General features: G+C 37.4%; 15 protein-coding genes. 7 read left to right on the top strand and 8 right to left on the bottom strand.

Annotation, left to right across the window (positions count from 1 at the left end):
* Nucleotides 1–375: 375 nt before the first annotated feature.
* Nucleotides 376–2,652 carry a catalase/peroxidase HPI gene (gene katG / locus SB679_RS22135; protein WP_410704465.1) on the bottom strand — a complete coding sequence of 759 codons (2,277 nt, stop codon included), beginning with the start codon at nucleotides 2,650–2,652 and terminating at the stop codon, nucleotides 376–378.
* Between the two features lie 325 nt (nucleotides 2,653–2,977).
* On the opposite strand from katG, the gene SB679_RS22130 reads away from it, so the two are divergent.
* Nucleotides 2,978–3,439, top strand: a complete 462-nt coding sequence (locus SB679_RS22130; RefSeq protein WP_410704464.1) for a heme-binding domain-containing protein — start codon at nucleotides 2,978–2,980, stop codon at nucleotides 3,437–3,439.
* 12 nt (nucleotides 3,440–3,451) lie between these two features.
* A complete protein-coding gene (locus SB679_RS22125; protein ID WP_410704463.1) occupies nucleotides 3,452–3,865 on the top strand; it encodes a thiol-disulfide oxidoreductase DCC family protein in 414 nt (137 codons plus the stop codon).
* Between the two features lie 154 nt (nucleotides 3,866–4,019).
* On the opposite strand, the gene SB679_RS22120 is transcribed toward SB679_RS22125, so the two are convergent.
* Nucleotides 4,020–5,453, bottom strand: coding sequence for an alpha-amylase (locus SB679_RS22120; protein ID WP_410704462.1), 1,434 nt, complete (start codon nucleotides 5,451–5,453; stop codon nucleotides 4,020–4,022).
* 188 nt (nucleotides 5,454–5,641) lie between these two features.
* Between SB679_RS22120 and SB679_RS22115 the strand changes: the two genes are divergently transcribed.
* Nucleotides 5,642–6,325 (top strand): DUF4290 domain-containing protein, encoded by a 684-nt coding sequence (locus tag SB679_RS22115; protein ID WP_410704461.1) that lies wholly within the window; start codon nucleotides 5,642–5,644, stop codon nucleotides 6,323–6,325.
* Entirely contained in the window at nucleotides 6,326–7,633 is a 1,308-nt protein-coding gene (gene murA, locus SB679_RS22110) for a UDP-N-acetylglucosamine 1-carboxyvinyltransferase (protein WP_410704460.1), read from the top strand. It begins immediately after the preceding gene.
* Nucleotides 7,634–7,740: 107 nt separating this feature from the next.
* Here the strand turns inward: murA and SB679_RS22105 are convergent, their stop codons facing one another.
* The 6 genes from SB679_RS22105 to SB679_RS22080 all read right to left on the bottom strand — a co-directional run bounded on the left by SB679_RS22105 (nucleotide 7,741) and on the right by SB679_RS22080 (nucleotide 14,102).
* On the bottom strand, nucleotides 7,741–9,669 hold the full coding sequence (locus tag SB679_RS22105; protein WP_410704459.1) for a DUF2207 domain-containing protein: 1,929 nt from the start codon (nucleotides 9,667–9,669) through the stop codon (nucleotides 7,741–7,743).
* Between the two features lie 3 nt (nucleotides 9,670–9,672).
* Nucleotides 9,673–10,227 carry a LemA family protein gene (locus tag SB679_RS22100; protein WP_410704458.1) on the bottom strand — a complete coding sequence of 185 codons (555 nt, stop codon included), beginning with the start codon at nucleotides 10,225–10,227 and terminating at the stop codon, nucleotides 9,673–9,675.
* Between the two features lie 113 nt (nucleotides 10,228–10,340).
* Nucleotides 10,341–10,652, bottom strand: a complete 312-nt coding sequence (locus SB679_RS22095; RefSeq protein ID WP_410704457.1) for an NIL domain-containing protein — start codon at nucleotides 10,650–10,652, stop codon at nucleotides 10,341–10,343.
* Between the two features lie 381 nt (nucleotides 10,653–11,033).
* Entirely contained in the window at nucleotides 11,034–11,711 is a 678-nt protein-coding gene (locus SB679_RS22090; protein ID WP_410704456.1) for a YiiX/YebB-like N1pC/P60 family cysteine hydrolase, read from the bottom strand.
* A 103-nt stretch (nucleotides 11,712–11,814) separates the two neighbouring features.
* Complete coding sequence (locus SB679_RS22085) at nucleotides 11,815–12,270, bottom strand: DUF1801 domain-containing protein (protein ID WP_410704455.1); 456 nt, start codon at nucleotides 12,268–12,270, stop codon at nucleotides 11,815–11,817.
* A 128-nt stretch (nucleotides 12,271–12,398) separates the two neighbouring features.
* Entirely contained in the window at nucleotides 12,399–14,102 is a 1,704-nt protein-coding gene (locus SB679_RS22080) for a T9SS type A sorting domain-containing protein (RefSeq protein WP_410704454.1), read from the bottom strand.
* Nucleotides 14,103–14,444: 342 nt separating this feature from the next.
* Here SB679_RS22080 and SB679_RS22075 point away from each other — a divergent pair, with 342 nt between their 5' ends.
* From SB679_RS22075 to murB, 3 genes are read left to right on the top strand one after another with little or no spacing between them, the layout of a single operon-like run.
* On the top strand, nucleotides 14,445–15,650 hold the full coding sequence (locus SB679_RS22075; protein ID WP_410704453.1) for a pyridoxal phosphate-dependent aminotransferase: 1,206 nt from the start codon (nucleotides 14,445–14,447) through the stop codon (nucleotides 15,648–15,650).
* A gap of 11 nt (nucleotides 15,651–15,661) precedes the next feature.
* The gene (locus SB679_RS22070; RefSeq protein ID WP_410704452.1) at nucleotides 15,662–16,147 is read left to right on the top strand and encodes a hypothetical protein; all 486 of its coding nucleotides are present in this window, start codon (nucleotides 15,662–15,664) and stop codon (nucleotides 16,145–16,147) included.
* A complete protein-coding gene (murB, locus tag SB679_RS22065; protein ID WP_410704487.1) occupies nucleotides 16,144–17,163 on the top strand; it encodes a UDP-N-acetylmuramate dehydrogenase in 1,020 nt (339 codons plus the stop codon). The genes SB679_RS22070 and murB overlap by 4 nt, the downstream gene beginning before the upstream one ends.
* Nucleotides 17,164–17,363: the final 200 nt, after the last annotated feature.

Genomic DNA, 17,363 nt, shown 5'->3' with positions numbered 1-17,363 from the left:
AATTATTATTCTTGTATACATGCTTATACAGATAGAAATATCCAAATAGAAGCAAACCTACTACCATAGGGATGAATCGATAATATTTTTTCATTTTTATAATCTTTACTACTTAAAAAACAGAGCTTTGAAAAGGACGCCTGCAAATGTAAAATTTTGGCAATCTACTATAAATATCAATAATAATTTATAACAACTCTATATTTTTTAATTACTGCTATCAGTTAAATAAACTCAGATGAAAATCTAAAAATGATTCTGTTCTTTATATTTATTCCTTATAACTAACCCTGATTAATTAAGACCACTGGTATACACAACAAAATAAAGGCAACAATAAAATTGCTGCCTTTATTCATATTTTCAAATCAATATTTATTTCAGATCAAAGCGATCCAGATTCATGACCTTCGTCCATGCTGCAGCAAAATCATTTACAAATTTCCCTTGTGCATCAGTACTTCCATAAACTTCTGCAACTGCTCTTAATTCAGAATTGGATCCGAATACCAAATCTGCACGGGTTGCCGTCCATTTGGGTTGTCCCGTTACACGATCCGTTCCCAAATACAGTTCATTATCCTCAGAAATTCCCTTCCATTGTATTCCCATATCTAATAGATTAACAAAGAAATCATTGGTAAGAACACCCGGACGCTGGGTAAATACACCATGTTTTGAACCGTCGAAATTGGCATCCAACGCACGCATTCCTCCGATCAGCACCGTTAGTTCCGGAGCGGTAAGGGTAAGAAGCTGGGCTTTATCTATTAATAAAGACTCGGTAGATACGGTATATTTTCTTTTCAGATAATTACGGAATCCATCGGCAGCAGGTTCAAGGTATCCCATCGATTCTACATCGGTCTGCTCCTGGGAAGCATCCATACGGCCCGGCGCAAAAGAAACAGAAAGCGGGTGTCCGGCATCATGTGCCGCTTTTTCCACCGCTGCAGTTCCGGCCAATACAATCAGATCAGCTAGTGATACTTTTTTATTTCCCTCTTGCGAAGCATTGAACTCTCTTTGAATATTTTCAAGTACAGTAAGTACCTGATGTAATTGCGGAACATTGTTCACTGCCCAATCTCTTTGAGGCGCCAGTCGGATTCTCGCTCCATTGGCACCGCCTCTTTTATCACTCCCTCTAAAAGTTGAAGCTGAGGCCCAGGCAGTGGAAACCAGTTGTGAAATACTCAACCCTGAATCCAGTATTTTTGCTTTTAATGCTTCAATATCTGAGGTGTTGATCAGTTCATGATCCACCTGAGGAATAGGATCCTGCCAGATCAGTTCTTCCTGTGGTACATCGGGTCCCAGATACCGTGCTTTCGGTCCCATATCTCTGTGGGTAAGTTTAAACCACGCACGGGAAAAAGCATCGGCAAAAGCCTCAGGATTTTCATAAAAATGTCTTGATATTTTAGCATACTCCGGATCGAATTTTAAAGAAAGATCGGTCGTAAGCATCGTCGGTCTGTGTTTCTTTGATAGATCAAATGCATCAGGTATAATTTCTTCGGCATTTATTGCAACCCATTGATGAGCTCCGGCTGGACTTTTCGTCAGTTCCCAATCATTTTCAAATAAATTTTTAAAGAAATAATTGCTCCATTGGGTCGGTGTTTCAGTCCAGGTTACTTCTAAACCACTTGAAATCGCATCTGCTCCTCTTCCGGATTTATAAGAACTGTTCCATCCCAAACCTTGCTGCTCAATTCCTGCTGCTTCCGGCTCTTTACCTACATGATCAGCAGGTCCTGCACCATGGGTTTTCCCGAAAGTATGTCCTCCTGCGATCAATGCAACAGTCTCTTCATCATTCATTGCCATACGTCCGAAAGTATCTCTGATATCTTTTGCAGCTGCAATAGGATCCGGGTTTCCGTCCGGTCCTTCCGGGTTTACATAGATAAGCCCCATTTGCACGGCGGCCAAAGGCTTTTCAAGGTTACGGGAATGGATATCTCCATCCGCATTGTCATCGGTAGGAAGAACTCCACCACTTTTATCCACTCCTTCTGAACCATGTGCATACCGAAGGTCACCTCCCAGCCATGTTTTTTCGGAACCCCAATATACATCCATATCCGGTTCCCAAACATCTTCTCGCCCTCCGGCATATCCGAATGTTTTAAAGCCCATTGATTCTAATGCCATATTTCCGGTCAGAATCAGAAGATCAGCCCAGGAAATTTTTCTTCCATATTTCTGTTTGATCGGCCACAATAATCTTCTGGCTTTATCAAGGCTTACATTGTCCGGCCAGCTGTTCAACGGGGCAAAACGCTGCTGTCCGGATCCTGCACCTCCTCTTCCGTCGCCTACCCGATAAGTACCGGCACTATGCCAGGCCATACGGATAAACAAAGGACCATAATGTCCAAAATCTGCCGGCCACCAATCCTGAGAATCAGTCATTAATGTATGAAGATCTCTTTTTACGGCCTCAAGATCAAGGCTTTTGAATTCTTCAGCATAATCAAAATCTTTATCCATAGGATCCGACAGCGCGGAATGCTGACGAAGGATATCTACTCTAAGCTGCTCCGGCCACCAATCTTGATTTTGGGTACCGCCACCTGCAACAGGCTGCTTCATACTTCCATTATGAAAAGGGCATTTACTGATGTCATTTGGGTCATTTTCCATTATTGTTTATATTTTGATGTTGAATATTATAGTTTGAATTTTTTGAACAAGACAAACTTACAAACACTTAATCAATAAACGCGATCTATTGATTTTATTTTTACGATAGTTAAAAACTATATATAATTTTAAAAATATGTCTCCTTTTGTAATGGTTACTTCTGTGCAATTAAGATAATACTATTTTATGTATATCAGAATAAAAGAGCTTTAAAAACGTTTATATTTAGAATGATTCAAATAAAACGTAAACACTTTTATAATAAACAGATAGGTATTCTAATAAAATTTAATTACTTTTATAGATAGCAAACGTAGATTTACAATGAAAAAAATAATCGTTATTGTTCTTGTCGCTTTCATTATGATCCAGTTTTTCCCGATTGATAAAACCAATCCACCGGCAACTCCGGGAATGGATTTTTTAAGGATTAAAGACACTCCGCCTGAAATCGCCAAGATCATCAGTACATCTTGTTATGACTACCACTCTAATGAAACAAAATATCCATGGTATTCGAGTATTGCCCCCTCCTCATGGTTTCTTAAAAATCATGTAGTGGAAGGAAGAAAGCATCTCAATTTCTCTACCTTTGCAGTATACGAACCTAAAAGGCAGGCACATAAGCTGGAAGAGTGCATAGAAATGATTGAGAAAAAAGAAATGCCGCTGGAATCGTATTATATCGGACATCAGGATGCAAAGTTAACTGATCAGCAGAGGCTGGAACTGGTTACCTATTTCAAAAAAGTAAAAGAAGACACGGAACGAAAAATGGTTTTTTAAAAAATCAATAATATGCAGGAAAACTGGAAAGATAAATATATTGTATTTTTTGACGGAGATTGCGGCGTATGCAATTTTTGGGTACAATGGATTTTGGAGCGAGACAAAAAAGACTATTTTATGTTTGCTTCCCTGCAGTCTGATTTCGGACAAAAATTTCTATCGGAAAGAGGACTCGAAACGAAGGAATTTAACACCATGTACCTTTGGAAACCAAAAGAATATTATCTGATAAAATCACGGGCTATTTTACAAATCGCCAATTTATTAGGTGGTATTTATAAACTTTCGGGCATTGGAAAATTACTGCCGGTATTTCTAAGTGATAAAGCTTATGATGTGGTTTCAAGAAACAGAATGAAACTGGCTAATCAAAAGTGTTTTCTTCCGGATCAGCATCAGAGAAAGAAATTTATCGAAGTCTGATTTTGGTTAATCATTAAGACGTAAATTATTTTTACCTACTTATATATTTGTTAAATCGCAAGGATTTTATCCCCGATACAATTTAGAAATATCAAACCTCATTGTAATAAAAACAGAAAAAAACTGCTCCAAATATGGAGCAGTTGAATTATCATTATTGGTTCAGTGACCAAACAGAATACGAGTTTGGCGGACATTGGATTTTCACCCATTTATCACCTTGCGTAGTCGGATACCAGTTCGAATTACCTGTAAAATCCTTAATCTGCTGATTGCTCCAGTTGGTTTCAACCCATCTCTCCTGCCAGCTTGAAGAGTTGTTGATATACACCACTAAACCAGGATTTCCATTGTAACCGTTACGTCTTGCCACATATTCATCATTATCGGTGTACAAAATAGAGGTTGTTCCAGTAGCTTTATTATTATGGATCCAGATCAGATTATTCAGCTTATCTTTATTCAGCCATTCTTCATAATCTCTGTAAAAAATAGTAGGATATCCTTCATGTGTTAAGATATAAGCATAGGCAGGCATCTTGTTATAAATAATATCGGTATCATGATTAGCTACAAAAGTAACAGCCTTGTATGGATTTCTTTTCCACATCATGTCGTCATTTAAAACATTTAAATTTCCGTTATCAAAAGCCTCATCCATTTTATAATAGGCTGCGAAATCAAATACGGAACTATTGGCATTATTGGCCCATGATTCCAGGGTATTGACATTAGAGTCCCATAGTTCACCAACAGAAAATCCACCGACATTTGAATTCCATGAATTGACTACCCAGGGACCGAAACCTTTCACGTAATCAAATCTCCAACCGTCGAATTTCATTACATTTTTATAATACTTCCCGACAGAATCGTCTCTTCCCCACAGCCAGTCCTGCACATAAGGATTGGCATGACAGAGATCGGGAAAACCACCGAAAGCTCCTTCATCATTATTTCCATAAGCATTTTTATAAAAATCATTGTAGCTTCTCGGAAACTTTCCTGAGGCAACTCCCGAAAAATTGGTCCATGTACTCGTTCCCGTGTAAGGATTCGCTTCAGATTGTCCGCCACTGTTATGATTAATAACAATATCTGCGTACACCTGCATATTTTCGGTGTGCGCCTTGGTAATTAAAGCTTCCAGTTCAGCTCTTGATCCAAAGCGGGTTTCTACACTTCCATTTTGATTAAAATTTCCAAAATCGAAATAATCTGTAGGATCATATCCCATTGAATAGGCTCCGTTCTGAGCCTTGGAAGCAGGCGGCAGCCAGACGGCACTGATTCCGGCAGTTGACCATGCTGACAATTTATCCGTTACGGTATTCCACCAGTTTCCACCATCGGGGACATCCCAATAAAAGCCCTGCATTAATACTCCACCGCCCGGTCCGGATACAAATTTACTGTAGGCCGAACCGTTGCCGGTACTAAAAGGCCTGCCATCATGATTGGTGACCTGTACTGTTTTGTCATGCACTTCTGCCTGGCTAGGATTGGCATTACTGATTTCATCATTGTTCTGACAGGAGCTAAGAAGCCCCAAAGCCAGCATTGAAAGAAAGAAATGTGTTTTTTTCATACAATTGTTTTAATTATTAATCTATTAACTAAATTACACTTTTATTGAATTAAAATCCAAATCAAGTAACATAATTTCATTTTTTAACAATAAAAATTTTAGAACAGGAATATAAACTTTCATTAAAAAATCATAAACTTTTAATATTTTCTGAACAATTTTTCTTATATTCCATATATTTGCATACTATGGAATACAATACCCAAAAAACACAGCTTCATATGCCGGAATATGGCAGAATCATTCAACAGTTGGTTGAGCGCTGCAAAGAGCTTTCTGACAGGGATGAGAGAAGCGAAATGGCAATGGCAATCATCGATTTTATGGGTCAAAGAAACCCACAACTTCGTGACGAAGATAATTATAAACATAAACTTTGGGATCATCTATTTATTTTAGCAAGTTATGATCTGGATGTAGATTCTCCATATCCTTTTCCTACCAGAGAACAGCTGGCAGAGAAACCTAAAACAATGGAATACCCTAAACTTCAAGGTGAATTTAAATTTTACGGAAAAAGTATTCTTCAATTAATAGAAAAAGCAATAGAACTGGAACCTGGCGACGAAAAGGAAGCCTTAATCGAAGTGATTGCCAACAATATGAAGAAATCTTATAATGTATATAATAAGGAACATGTTACAGATGATGTCATTTTCCGCCATTTAAAAGAATTATCGGAAAACAGATTGGATCTGACGGGAATAGAATCTCTGGAAAAGAGCAAGATTTATTACACTACCAATAACCGAAGCAACAGCAATAATAACAACAACCGGAATACCGGGAACATCGGGAATAACAGAAACCAACCTAACAAAAGAAGGCATAACAATAACAATAGCAACAACAACCATAAAAACAGAAAGTAAATGAGTGGTACATTTCAAATACGAGGAGGGAAAAGGCTGCATGGCGAAATAACTCCACAAGGGGCAAAAAATGAAGCTTTACAAATTTTATGTGCAGTTTTATTAACAGATGAAGAGGTCAGAATTAAAAACATTCCTGATATTCATGATGTAAACAGACTGATTGAAATCCTCGGGGACTTTGGAGTAAAAGTAACGAAAAATGGCCATGGAGATTATACTTTCAAGGCGGATCAAGTAAATTTTGATTACATCAAATCGGATGAATTCAAAAAGGACGGTGCTAAACTGCGCGGTTCTATTATGCTGATGGGACCAATGTTAGCCCGTTATGGAGAAGCATACATGCCAACTCCCGGTGGTGACAAAATCGGAAGAAGAAGACTGGACACTCATTTTCAGGGATTGGTAGAACTAGGTGCTGAATTTAATTATGATGAGGATGAATATTTTTATTCACTAAAAGCAAAAGAGCTTAGAGGAAAATTTATCTTACTTGAAGAAGCTTCCGTAACAGGAACTGCCAATATTGTAATGGCAGCTGCTCTTGCTAAAGGCAAAACAAGAATCTATAACGCCGCATGTGAACCCTATCTGCAGCAGCTATGCAAAATGCTGAACAGAATGGGTGCTAATATTTCAGGAATCGGGTCTAACCTGGTAACCATTGAAGGGGTAGATTATCTTCATGGAACTGAACACACCATGCTTCCGGATATGGTTGAGATCGGATCATGGATTGGCCTTGCTGCCATGACAAAATCTGAAATCACCATCAAAAATGTTAACTGGAACCAGCTGGGTGTAATTCCAAACACGTTCAGAAAATTAGGAATAGAACTTGAGCAGAGTAATGATGATATCTTTATTCCGGCTCAGGAAAATTATAAGATTCAAAAATTTATTGACGGATCGATCCTTACAATTTCGGATGCTCCATGGCCGGGATTCACTCCGGATTTACTATCGATTATTCTGGTAGTGGCTACTCAGGCTAAAGGAAGTCTTTTGGTACACCAGAAGATGTTTGAATCAAGGTTATTCTTTGTAGATAAATTAATCGATATGGGAGCACAAATCATTTTATGTGATCCGCACAGAGCTACGGTAATCGGATTAAACCAGGAAAACCCGCTTAGGGGAACTACGATGGTTTCTCCGGATATCAGAGCTGGAAATGCCCTTCTGATCGCGGCTTTATCCGCTGAAGGAAAATCAATTATCCACAACATCGAACAGATCGACAGAGGATATGAAAATATCGATGGAAGATTGAAAGCGATTGGTGCTGATATCGAAAGAATTTAAGAAACAATCTCCAAGAGAGAAGTATTATATAAAAATCCCCGAAAAGCAAACCTTTCGGGGATTTTTTATGTCCAATTATATGGGAAAAACAGGTTGGAAACGGTGTGCTACCAGCCGCCGCCTCCACCACCTCCTCCTCCGCCACCGGAGAATCCTCCACCGCCGGATCCGCTTCCGGAACTGGAAGGTTGTGTAGTCGCCGATTGTATGGATTGGGTAAGACTTGAATTCAGTGAATTCCCAAAGGCATAATACCCCATACTCCGTCCCACATACCAGTTATTAGTATATCCGGTTGCCATTTTTTTCAGCATTTCATCAAATTTTTTACCCCAGATCTCATCTACTCCCAATACCATGGCAAAAGGCAGTAATTGTTCAAAAACCTGAGGAGTCATTTGAGGAGGATTATGGAATTTAAGCTGTTCATTCTCGGCTGCACCCATATACATTTTGAAACCGTCGATCAGAGACTGCTTCCTTAATTTTTCTTCGGAAGGTCTTTTAATAAGGTATTGATAAATAATAAGCGAGGTAAAGCTCAGCATAATAAATATATAGCAGATCGTAAAATTATTGTCAATAGTCAGTTCATGATGGCTAAAGATAAGCTTGCCTAAGAACAGGAAAATAATGGCAGGAACAGCTAAGAAAAATTTAAACAATCCCGGAAAAGATTTAAATAAGAATGCTGCAACAACGAAAAGAATGAAGAAAAACCCATACAGGAACAATCCTATAATGATCTTCTCTGCTTCAGGGAACATGGTATAGCTAAGGAATAATCCCAGCGCGTATACTATTGTAATGAGAAATGCCGGCAGATACAATTTTTTGGTATTATTCCCTTCGTTCAGCAATCCGTCATGCTGAAATTTTAATGTTTCTTTAAAGTTAGTGACTACCCTTTCGATCTGTGGGTCATATTTGCCATCAAATTCCACGGTATCGCTGTTTCCTGCAAAAAGTGTATTCATCAGATTGATTTCTTCTTTTGCGAGCAAGGCATCCGGATTTTTTAGTTTTTGAATGGTAAATACTTTGGATTTAAAGATTCCCAGAATCCCGGAGTCTTCCCCTTCAATAATTTTAACATAGCCTTTTACAGCAAGATTTACTAATGCAGCAGTCAGGTATTTATTTTTAAAATCTTCTGTTTTCAGATAACCCAAAGAAGCTGGCGAAAGGTCTTCTGGAACATTGAACTGTGGATATACCACCGGAGCTTCAGGATCCACTCCATATTTTCTCCAGGTATTGTAATAATAGGATATCAGGGCAAGGAATAATAAAATTCCCCCTATTAAAATCCCGTATTTTTCAATAAAAGTTGGCGGGGGCGGGGGAACCATAATTCCCTTTTTAAAACCTACTGCTATGGTAAGTCCTTCATTGGCTTTGAGATGGGAAGCACTCCATTCAATGGAATGATCGGATAAAACAGTTGCGGTACAATTTTGAGAATTGCTTCCATACGCTCCCGTATAACAGGAGTTCTGAATAATTCCGGCTCCTTCCGGAAGGTTGATTTTTGCAGAAATGGTATCAATATCAAAATCCCAGTAGGTTCCATTAACGTTCCAGTATAATTCATCATACTTATCAAAGAAGCCGATCTGATCTTTTGTTTTATATTGGATTTGATAGGTATAATCGCCGGGACTTAAGATCACATCTTTATTTCCCACATATATTTTCAGAAAGCCATCTTCAATTTCCTTATGATAATCTTCTTCCGTTCCATCTTTTTTAATGGAGATGATGTCGTATTTTACCTTTTGAGTCTTCTTATTTAAGTTTCTGGACAGTGGCAATGCCCGGTAAATTCCCCTTTTAATATTATTTCCTAAGCTGTGAACTTTAATATTTTCAGTAATGGTAAGGCCTGAATTTTTGTCAACATCAATAATAGAATGGAAAGAGAGAATTTTTTCTGAACCATCCACGATCGCCATCTGATCAATGCGTTGAAGTTCGTTCTGCGCAAAGCCGGCCGCAAAAAACAGCAGATAAAAAAGCAGTATTACCTTTTTCATAGGTTAAAATTTCACTGATGGAACTTCTCTTTCGGCGATATTATCAAGCTCAAAGAACGGCGATTTCTCAAATTTATACATGCCGGCAATGATATTACTTGGAAAGGACTCTACCAGAGTATTGTTTTCTCTTACCGTTCCATTGTAATATCTTCTTGATTTTTCGATATCATTTTCTATGGAAGTCAGTTCTGCCTGTAGCTGCTGGAAATTGCTATTTGCTTTCAGATCAGGATACTGTTCTGCTACGGCAAATAAGTTCATCATGGCCTGGTTCAGGTTTTTTTCTGCAGCTTCTTTAGCTTCAACAGAACCTGCGCCTATCGCCTGTGTTCTTGCTCTGGTAACGCTTTCCAATGTTTCACGTTCATGAGTAGCATAGCCTTTTACGGTTTCTACCAGATTCGGAATCAGATCATGACGTTTCTTAAGCATGACATCAATACTGCTCCAGGCTTCCTGAACCAGATTTCTCAGTTTTACCAAACGGTTATAAATGGAAACTCCATAAAGAAGAAATAGTATTACTACAGCTATTACAACAATTATCGCAATCATAGGTATATGTTTTTATGTATGTTATAAAAATAGTATTTTTTTTACTTCTTTCGTAAAATAAAAAAAGTACCCAATACATGGGCACTTTCGTAATTAAAACTATATGGACTGGCTTAAGAATATTTTCTGCACAGATACTCTACAGAGGTATTCAAAAGTTTATTTTTATTCAGATAGATCTCAAGCTGCTGATAATCTTCTGAATTTACATTAATATATAACTGGACGGAACCGAAGCTATTCCCGTTCATGTATTCTACATTGGCAGACAACACCCTGTGACAAATCCCGAATTGATTGTAGATCGTATTCATTAAATGTTCAAATTTCATTTTGCCATTTAATTCAATTTCTACTATTAATTCTTTTTTAGGCAGATGTATTTTGCTTTGCAATATCTGCAGGTTTGTATTAGGTGTAATCATAACTCAACATTTTTTTTTGGTTAGACATTCTTCAGGCCTTAAATCTTTCACAAAAGTATAAAAAAATATTAGTCTACCAAATTAGTGGACTAATATTTTTAAATTTTAACATAATCTGAGTTCAGATAAAGAAATTGTATGCAAATGGAAGCCGAAGAAGGGAGGTTTAGAAGTTACTGGTTGCCAATAATTGCAACTAGTATTGTAAAATGTAATAAAATTAATTGTCTAAAAGATGAATAAACTGCCCTGAAGTTATCCTTTCTGTCTCGATTACTTCCTTCTTCCAGCTTCAGACTTATGACATTGTTAAAAAAATAAAACTCTATCCCAAACTCAGGTCGACACAAAAAAAGAGAAGTCATTCGCTTCTCCATTATTTTATAACTCTCTGATTCTTTCTAATTTATCCGAACCCGCCAATCCGTTAGGATTACACCCTGGTTCTCCTTCAGGAACTTTCAGATTCTTTTTTCTATAAAATTCTTCCCAAAATGTATTAGTATTACCCGTTTTAGGATCTTTGAACGACATCGGTTCCAGCTTAAAGATCTGGTCTTTCCTAAAAGCTCTCTCTATAAAATCTGAGCAGTAATAGGAATTCTCATCCAGGATATAATTAAAATTATAGGGCTTCCCTACCATAGATTCAGCCTTTTGTATAGCAGAAGGAATCGTATTTCGGTACTGGGGTTTTAAACGATACACTACTACTCTCTGTCCATCTGCTGCCTGATCTTTCATAAAATCAGCTAAAGGCTGCTTCTGGGAACCGCCTTTAGGAGCGGCATGGAGTACAAAAAACTGATGCTGTACTTCTTCGACTATTCCGATATGGTCAAAAGAAGCTTTTTTCTGTTTTTGAGTGACATTATTGATGGCTCCGGAAAGTCCGGTTTCTTTTGCCGTGACAAACAGAAGATCACCATTCTCTACTAATTTTTCAGCTGCAGAAGAAGCACAGCATTGAAGCATGGCCAGAAAAACAAATACAACTGAACAAATAACTGCTGTCTTGAAATCCGGAACAACCGTTTTTAACTTTATCATAGGATTCATAGAGATCTTTGTTGCCAAATTTACAAAATAGAATTCATTAAGAATGTCGGAGAAAACTCAATACTGGAAGTTGGTCTTACTTCATCACTTTGTTCAAATAAATTTATCTTTTAAAATTAGATTCATAAATACTAATCCAGTCTTCCACGGTCATCTTCTTACTCAGTTCAGCAATGAGCTCAAAGGGAATATCATCCATTTTTTTGAATCTTACGCAAGATTTTCCCATATCTAATTTTCTTTTAGAATATTTAGGAAATTCGGAGACAAACCATTCTAACAGGTCAGGTTTCGAATAAATTCCCATATGGTATAATGCAATAAAGTTTTTCTGGGAAGCAAGATTGATAAAAGGTAAAGGTGAGCCCGGAGTACAATGATATCCGGCAGGATATGTTTCCAGAGGGACCGCCCATCCGATCATTCCGTAGTTCATCACTTGTTCAAAACCTTCCGGTAAATTATCATGGATGGCATTAAAAAGCCCTTTAAAAACTTCGTGCCTCTCTTCAGGAATTTTTGAGAGATAATCTTCTATAGAATCAGCGGGAATTTGCATTTCAGTTTTGTTTTTTATAGTTTTCCAAAATAACAAAATTTACGAATAACTTCATCTAAAATTATTCAAAATAAAAAAATGACTGTACTTTGTGTACAGCCATTTTTTTCTTATTATTTTCAGGTTAATTATTGTTTAATAGCCTTCACCGTAGAAATAGAGCCATCTTTGAATTGGATCGTCAGAAAATACAATCCTGAATTCAATGTACTTAAATTAATTTCTTTAGACGGATTTTCAATGGTCTTTAAGACTCTTCCTGATACATCAGTAACGGTTACAGATTTCATTTCTCTGGTATCTGAGATTGATACTGTTTCTTTAAAAGGATTCGGGTGAATACTCACTGTTTTCTTCTGAGCATTTACTTCAGAAGTACCTAACTGTGCAGATTCCACTGTAAAATTATCAATATAAAAATTATAATCCTGTGAATCATCTACCGTTCCATCATTTCCATACAATGCAAATACGGTGTTGGCACTGGTATTAGCCGTTAAGTTATATACATAAGTGGCCAATACATTGGACGGATTATCATTCACACTCCATGTCTTCAATACATTCCATGTAGCTCCACCATCATTAGAAACTAAAAACTGTACAATATCATCAGACCCCATTGGAGAAGCTACTGTACCGGAATAGGTCGTTATCCCATAATCAAATTTCACTCTGTATCCTCCCGCAGAAAGATCAAATGGAATTGTTTTCAACCATCCTGCTCTTCCTGTACTGTAAAGATTCATTCTGATCGCACCTGTTGTACCTGCATTTAAGAACCCATCCTGTGCCCAATATGCGATAGTACCATTTGGCCCTGATGCCGGAGTTCCTCCTGAAAGAGCTGCGTTCCAGCAACCTCCCGGAACAGTACTGAAAGTATTGGTATAAGGAGGTACTACATTTCCGCATAAAGTCGTAAAAGTACCTGAGAACGACCAGGCGCTCTGACTGGTTGCGGTATTACAATTCGTTCTTACCCAATAATAATAAGTTGTCGTAAATGATAAGCTGCCAATTGTAGCAGAAGTTCCTGTAATTCCTGTAATATTTGGCGTAGTAGTACTTGTAGGTGCCGTATTGGTGGTGCTGTAATATATATCATAACTTGCTGCCTGCGTATTTGCCGGAACTGTCCATGAAACCTGTGCTGAATTGGAAGTGAGTGCACCTACGGGATTCAGAGCCGGAACTCCACAGTCGGAATACGCATCTGCTGAGAAGGCAAAAATATTGGGAATTCCACTTCCTGCACTTTTGGATACTGTAATACTTTGTATAGGTTTGGCTTGGTTGGCCGCATCAATATTTAATACAGACTGATAGAGTCTTGGATTAGTTGAGTTAGCCTCCAAAACATCATTCGTCCTGTTAATTCTTCCAATTCCCTGAATGGCATAATTAGCTCCACTATACCAATCTAAAAGACTAATCCCTGAAAATACCTGAGTAGTATTATCTGAAAAATTCACCGTAACATTTACTGTAGAAGTTCCACTTCCGCTGGTGGAAAGCATGTATAATTTCAAAGCAGCTTTTGGGGTTCCAAAAATAAGGGTTCCAGAATCACCACTGCTGGCAAGTCTTAAGGAATTGTTTGCACTTAAACTGCCCAATTGATAACTCAGTCCCGGAGTACTCGCTACTACTGAATTAATAATCCCATTGGTCGGAATTCCATAAGTAATTGCCGTACTTGAGGATGTCAGCTGAAAATCTCTTGCCACAAAAGCAAAAGAAACTCCATCTACATCCTGTGTTGTTGAAATCATAGAAGAACCAATTCCGTTAGCAATAACATCAGCAGTGTATCCCGATTGTACAGGCATTGTCTGATAATTTTGTGCGAGGATGTCTGATGCTGAAAAAAGGGCACAAAGACTTAAGGCCCCAAAAAATCGATTTATTTTCATAATTATTAACTATTAGATTTTGGTAAATTTATAAAAAAATCAACAAAAACAAAGTTTATTGGAATATTTATTAAAAATAAAACACTAAAAACAAATAATCAACAAGTAAATTAAACAAAACAGGCATATAAACTATTATTAAAACCCATAAAATTAAATCTGGAAATCATAAATAGATATTCCTTTAAGGATGTATTCTTTATATATTTTAATATTGGAAAATTAAATCTTATTTTTGCCATACAAATTTTTTGAACAATGCCGAATATTTCAAACAGAGCACAGCACATGCCGCCATCGCCGGTAAGAAAACTGGTTCCTTATGCCCTTAAAGCAAAACAGAAAGGAATAAAAGTATATCACCTTAATATCGGACAGCCTGATATTGAAACTCCGGAAACGGCTTTAAATGCTTTAAAAAACATTGATTTAAAAGTATTGGAATATGCACTTTCAGAAGGAAATATCGAATACAGAAATGCCCTTACGACATATTATCATTCGTTAGGTTTTTCAGATTTAACTCCTGATAACTTTATCGTAACCAATGGTGGTTCTGAAGCGTTAAATTTTGCCATTTCTACCTTATGTGATGATGGTGACGAAATTATTATTCCGGAACCTTATTATGCCAATTATAACGGATTTACAAGTACTTTCAACGTTAATATCGTAGCTGTTCCATCAACTATTGATACCGGTTTTGCCCTTCCTCCAATTGAAGAATTCGAGAAAAAAATTACAGAAAAAACCAGAGCAATCGTTATCTGTAATCCGGGAAATCCAACAGGATATCTTTACACCCGTGAAGAGCTTAAGCAACTTGCAGAACTTGCTTTAAAATATGATATCGTGATTATTTCTGATGAGGTATACAGAGAATATGTATATGACGGGAAGCAGCAAATATCAATGTTTGAATTTCCTGAACTCAGCGAAAACTGTATCATCATCGATTCAGAATCCAAGCGTTATTCTATGTGCGGTGTGAGAATCGGATGCATGATCACCCGTTCAAAAAAGATCCATGATGCAGCCATGCTTTTTGCGCAGGCAAGACTAAGCCCGGTTCTTTTGGGTCAGATTGCAGCAACGGCAGCACACCAAAATGACGGTGCTTACATCAGAGCAGTAAGAGAAGAATATACCCACAGAAGAAATATCCTGGTTGATCTTTTGAATGCTATTCCTGGAGTAATCTGCCCTAAACCTAAAGGAGCTTTCTACTGTGTCGCTGAACTTCCGGTAGATGATACTGAAAAATTTGCACAGTGGCTGTTGGAAAAATATTCCAGCAAAAACGAAACTATTATGGTAGCACCGGCGGGAGGATTCTACAGCAATCCTGAATTGGGTAAAAAACAGGTAAGAATTGCTTACGTTTTAAAAGAACAAGATTTAAGAAGAAGCGTTGAGATCCTTGAAAGCGCTCTGAAGCAATACAAACTAGAATTTCACCTATAAAAAATAATACAATGCCGGCAATAAAAAACTTTGGTTTGAGAATCCTATTTTCAGCTTTTTTACTGCCGGCGTTTTTTTCTTGTGATAAGAAAAAGCCTGAGCAGAATCTCACCGATAAAAACTCCAGTGAAATCACATTCATCAGTGTATCCAATATCGGCGGAAAGCTAGGCCATTACAGAATTATAAAAGTCACAAAAGATTCTATTACAGCAGAAAAAGGAATTACAGCCCGTAAAACCCACAAAAAATGGAATTCGGCGATATCTGCTCAAACCTGGAAGCAGCTGGTTTCTTCTGTTCATGTCAAAGATCTGGACAGGATCAAAAGCTCTCCCAGTATGCAGTCTATAGATGGGCTCGACGAAACTTTTCAGATCAGAACTCCGAAAAAGTCTCACCTCTATGTTAACTCTTATGTAGACACGATCCATTACCCACAATTCCAACACCTTAAAGATCATCTCAACCAATTACTACCGCAAGAATACCAATAAACATGCAGGAAAATTTCTCTCTAAAGCCGTTTAATACTTTTGGCGTTGATGTGAATGCCCAATACTTTACCCAAGCCAGCAGCATTGAAAAATTAAAAGATGCCATTCAATTTTCGAGATCGCAGTCTCTTCACCTTTTGATTTTAGGAGGCGGAAGCAATATTCTGCTGACCAAAGATTTTGAAGGCTTAGCCGTACAACTTGATTTAAGGGGAATTTCTGAAGAAAATATAGATGAAAACACTGTTTTAGTTACTGCCAAAGCGGGAGAAAACTGGCATGAATTTGTTCTGTATTGTTTGAAAAAAAATTATGGCGGACTTGAAAACCTGTCATTAATTCCCGGAAATGTAGGAACCTCTCCGATGCAGAATATTGGGGCTTACGGAACGGAAATAAAAGACATTTTCGTTAATTGCAGTGTATTGAATTTAGAAACACTGGAAACAGAACAATTTGATCTTGAAAAATGCAGATTTGGATATAGAGATTCTATTTTTAAGCAGGAAGCAAAAGGAAAATACATCATTCTGGATGTTACTTTCAGGCTGACTAAAAAGGATCATCACATTAAAACCGAATACGGCGCCATCCAATCCGAATTAAAAAACGCAGGAATCGAAAATCCTACCATTCAGGATATTTCCCGGGCCGTGATCAATATCAGACAAAGTAAACTCCCGGATCCTAAAGAAATGGGAAATGCCGGAAGTTTTTTCAAAAACCCAACGATTCCTCTGGCTCAGTTTGAAGACCTTCAGCAAAAATTTGAAAATATCCAAGGCTACCCTAACGGAAATAATGTAAAAGTCCCCGCAGGATGGTTGATTGAACAGTGCGGATGGAAAGGAAAGCAAATCGGAAATGCCGCTTCTCACAAGCTTCAATCCTTAGTAATTGTGAATGCCACAGGAAATGCTACCGGAAAAGAAATTTATGATTTTTCTACGGAAATCATCAATTCCGTCAAAAACAAGTTTGGTATAGAACTCGAACGGGAAGTGAATATCATATAATACAAAAAAGGCAGTTATTTTTATAGACTGTCTTTTTTTTGTCATTAAATTCCTGAATAACCTTTTAGTTTTTCAACAAGAGAACTATATGGATCTATTTCCTGTAACAAATAGTTTCACGATCACAATCACTATAAAATATAATTATTCTAAATAAAAATAATTACATCTTCATTAGATATTCTTTAATTTTAAATTGA

Origin of the sequence: Chryseobacterium sp. SIMBA_029 (assembly GCF_046535275.1) — a bacterium.
Taxonomy (GTDB): Bacteria; Bacteroidota; Bacteroidia; order Flavobacteriales; family Weeksellaceae; genus Chryseobacterium.
This window is presented reverse-complemented; position numbering and strand designations above follow the sequence as displayed.

What these genes read in the sequence shown, in the direction of transcription:
- katG (WP_410704465.1), bottom strand. Translation starts at nt 2,652, where the DNA reads ATGGAAAATGACCCAAATGACATCAGTAAATGCCCTTTTCATAATGGA.
- SB679_RS22130 (WP_410704464.1), top strand. Translation starts at nt 2,978, where the DNA reads ATGAAAAAAATAATCGTTATTGTTCTTGTCGCTTTCATTATGATCCAG.
- SB679_RS22125 (WP_410704463.1), top strand. Translation starts at nt 3,452, where the DNA reads ATGCAGGAAAACTGGAAAGATAAATATATTGTATTTTTTGACGGAGAT.
- SB679_RS22120 (WP_410704462.1), bottom strand. Translation starts at nt 5,453, where the DNA reads ATGAAAAAAACACATTTCTTTCTTTCAATGCTGGCTTTGGGGCTTCTT.
- SB679_RS22115 (WP_410704461.1), top strand. Translation starts at nt 5,642, where the DNA reads ATGGAATACAATACCCAAAAAACACAGCTTCATATGCCGGAATATGGC.
- murA (WP_410704460.1), top strand. Translation starts at nt 6,326, where the DNA reads ATGAGTGGTACATTTCAAATACGAGGAGGGAAAAGGCTGCATGGCGAA.
- SB679_RS22105 (WP_410704459.1), bottom strand. Translation starts at nt 9,669, where the DNA reads ATGAAAAAGGTAATACTGCTTTTTTATCTGCTGTTTTTTGCGGCCGGC.
- SB679_RS22100 (WP_410704458.1), bottom strand. Translation starts at nt 10,227, where the DNA reads ATGATTGCGATAATTGTTGTAATAGCTGTAGTAATACTATTTCTTCTT.
- SB679_RS22095 (WP_410704457.1), bottom strand. Translation starts at nt 10,652, where the DNA reads ATGATTACACCTAATACAAACCTGCAGATATTGCAAAGCAAAATACAT.
- SB679_RS22090 (WP_410704456.1), bottom strand. Translation starts at nt 11,711, where the DNA reads ATGAATCCTATGATAAAGTTAAAAACGGTTGTTCCGGATTTCAAGACA.
- SB679_RS22085 (WP_410704455.1), bottom strand. Translation starts at nt 12,270, where the DNA reads ATGCAAATTCCCGCTGATTCTATAGAAGATTATCTCTCAAAAATTCCT.
- SB679_RS22080 (WP_410704454.1), bottom strand. Translation starts at nt 14,102, where the DNA reads ATGCCTGTACAATCGGGATACACTGCTGATGTTATTGCTAACGGAATT.
- SB679_RS22075 (WP_410704453.1), top strand. Translation starts at nt 14,445, where the DNA reads ATGCCGAATATTTCAAACAGAGCACAGCACATGCCGCCATCGCCGGTA.
- SB679_RS22070 (WP_410704452.1), top strand. Translation starts at nt 15,662, where the DNA reads ATGCCGGCAATAAAAAACTTTGGTTTGAGAATCCTATTTTCAGCTTTT.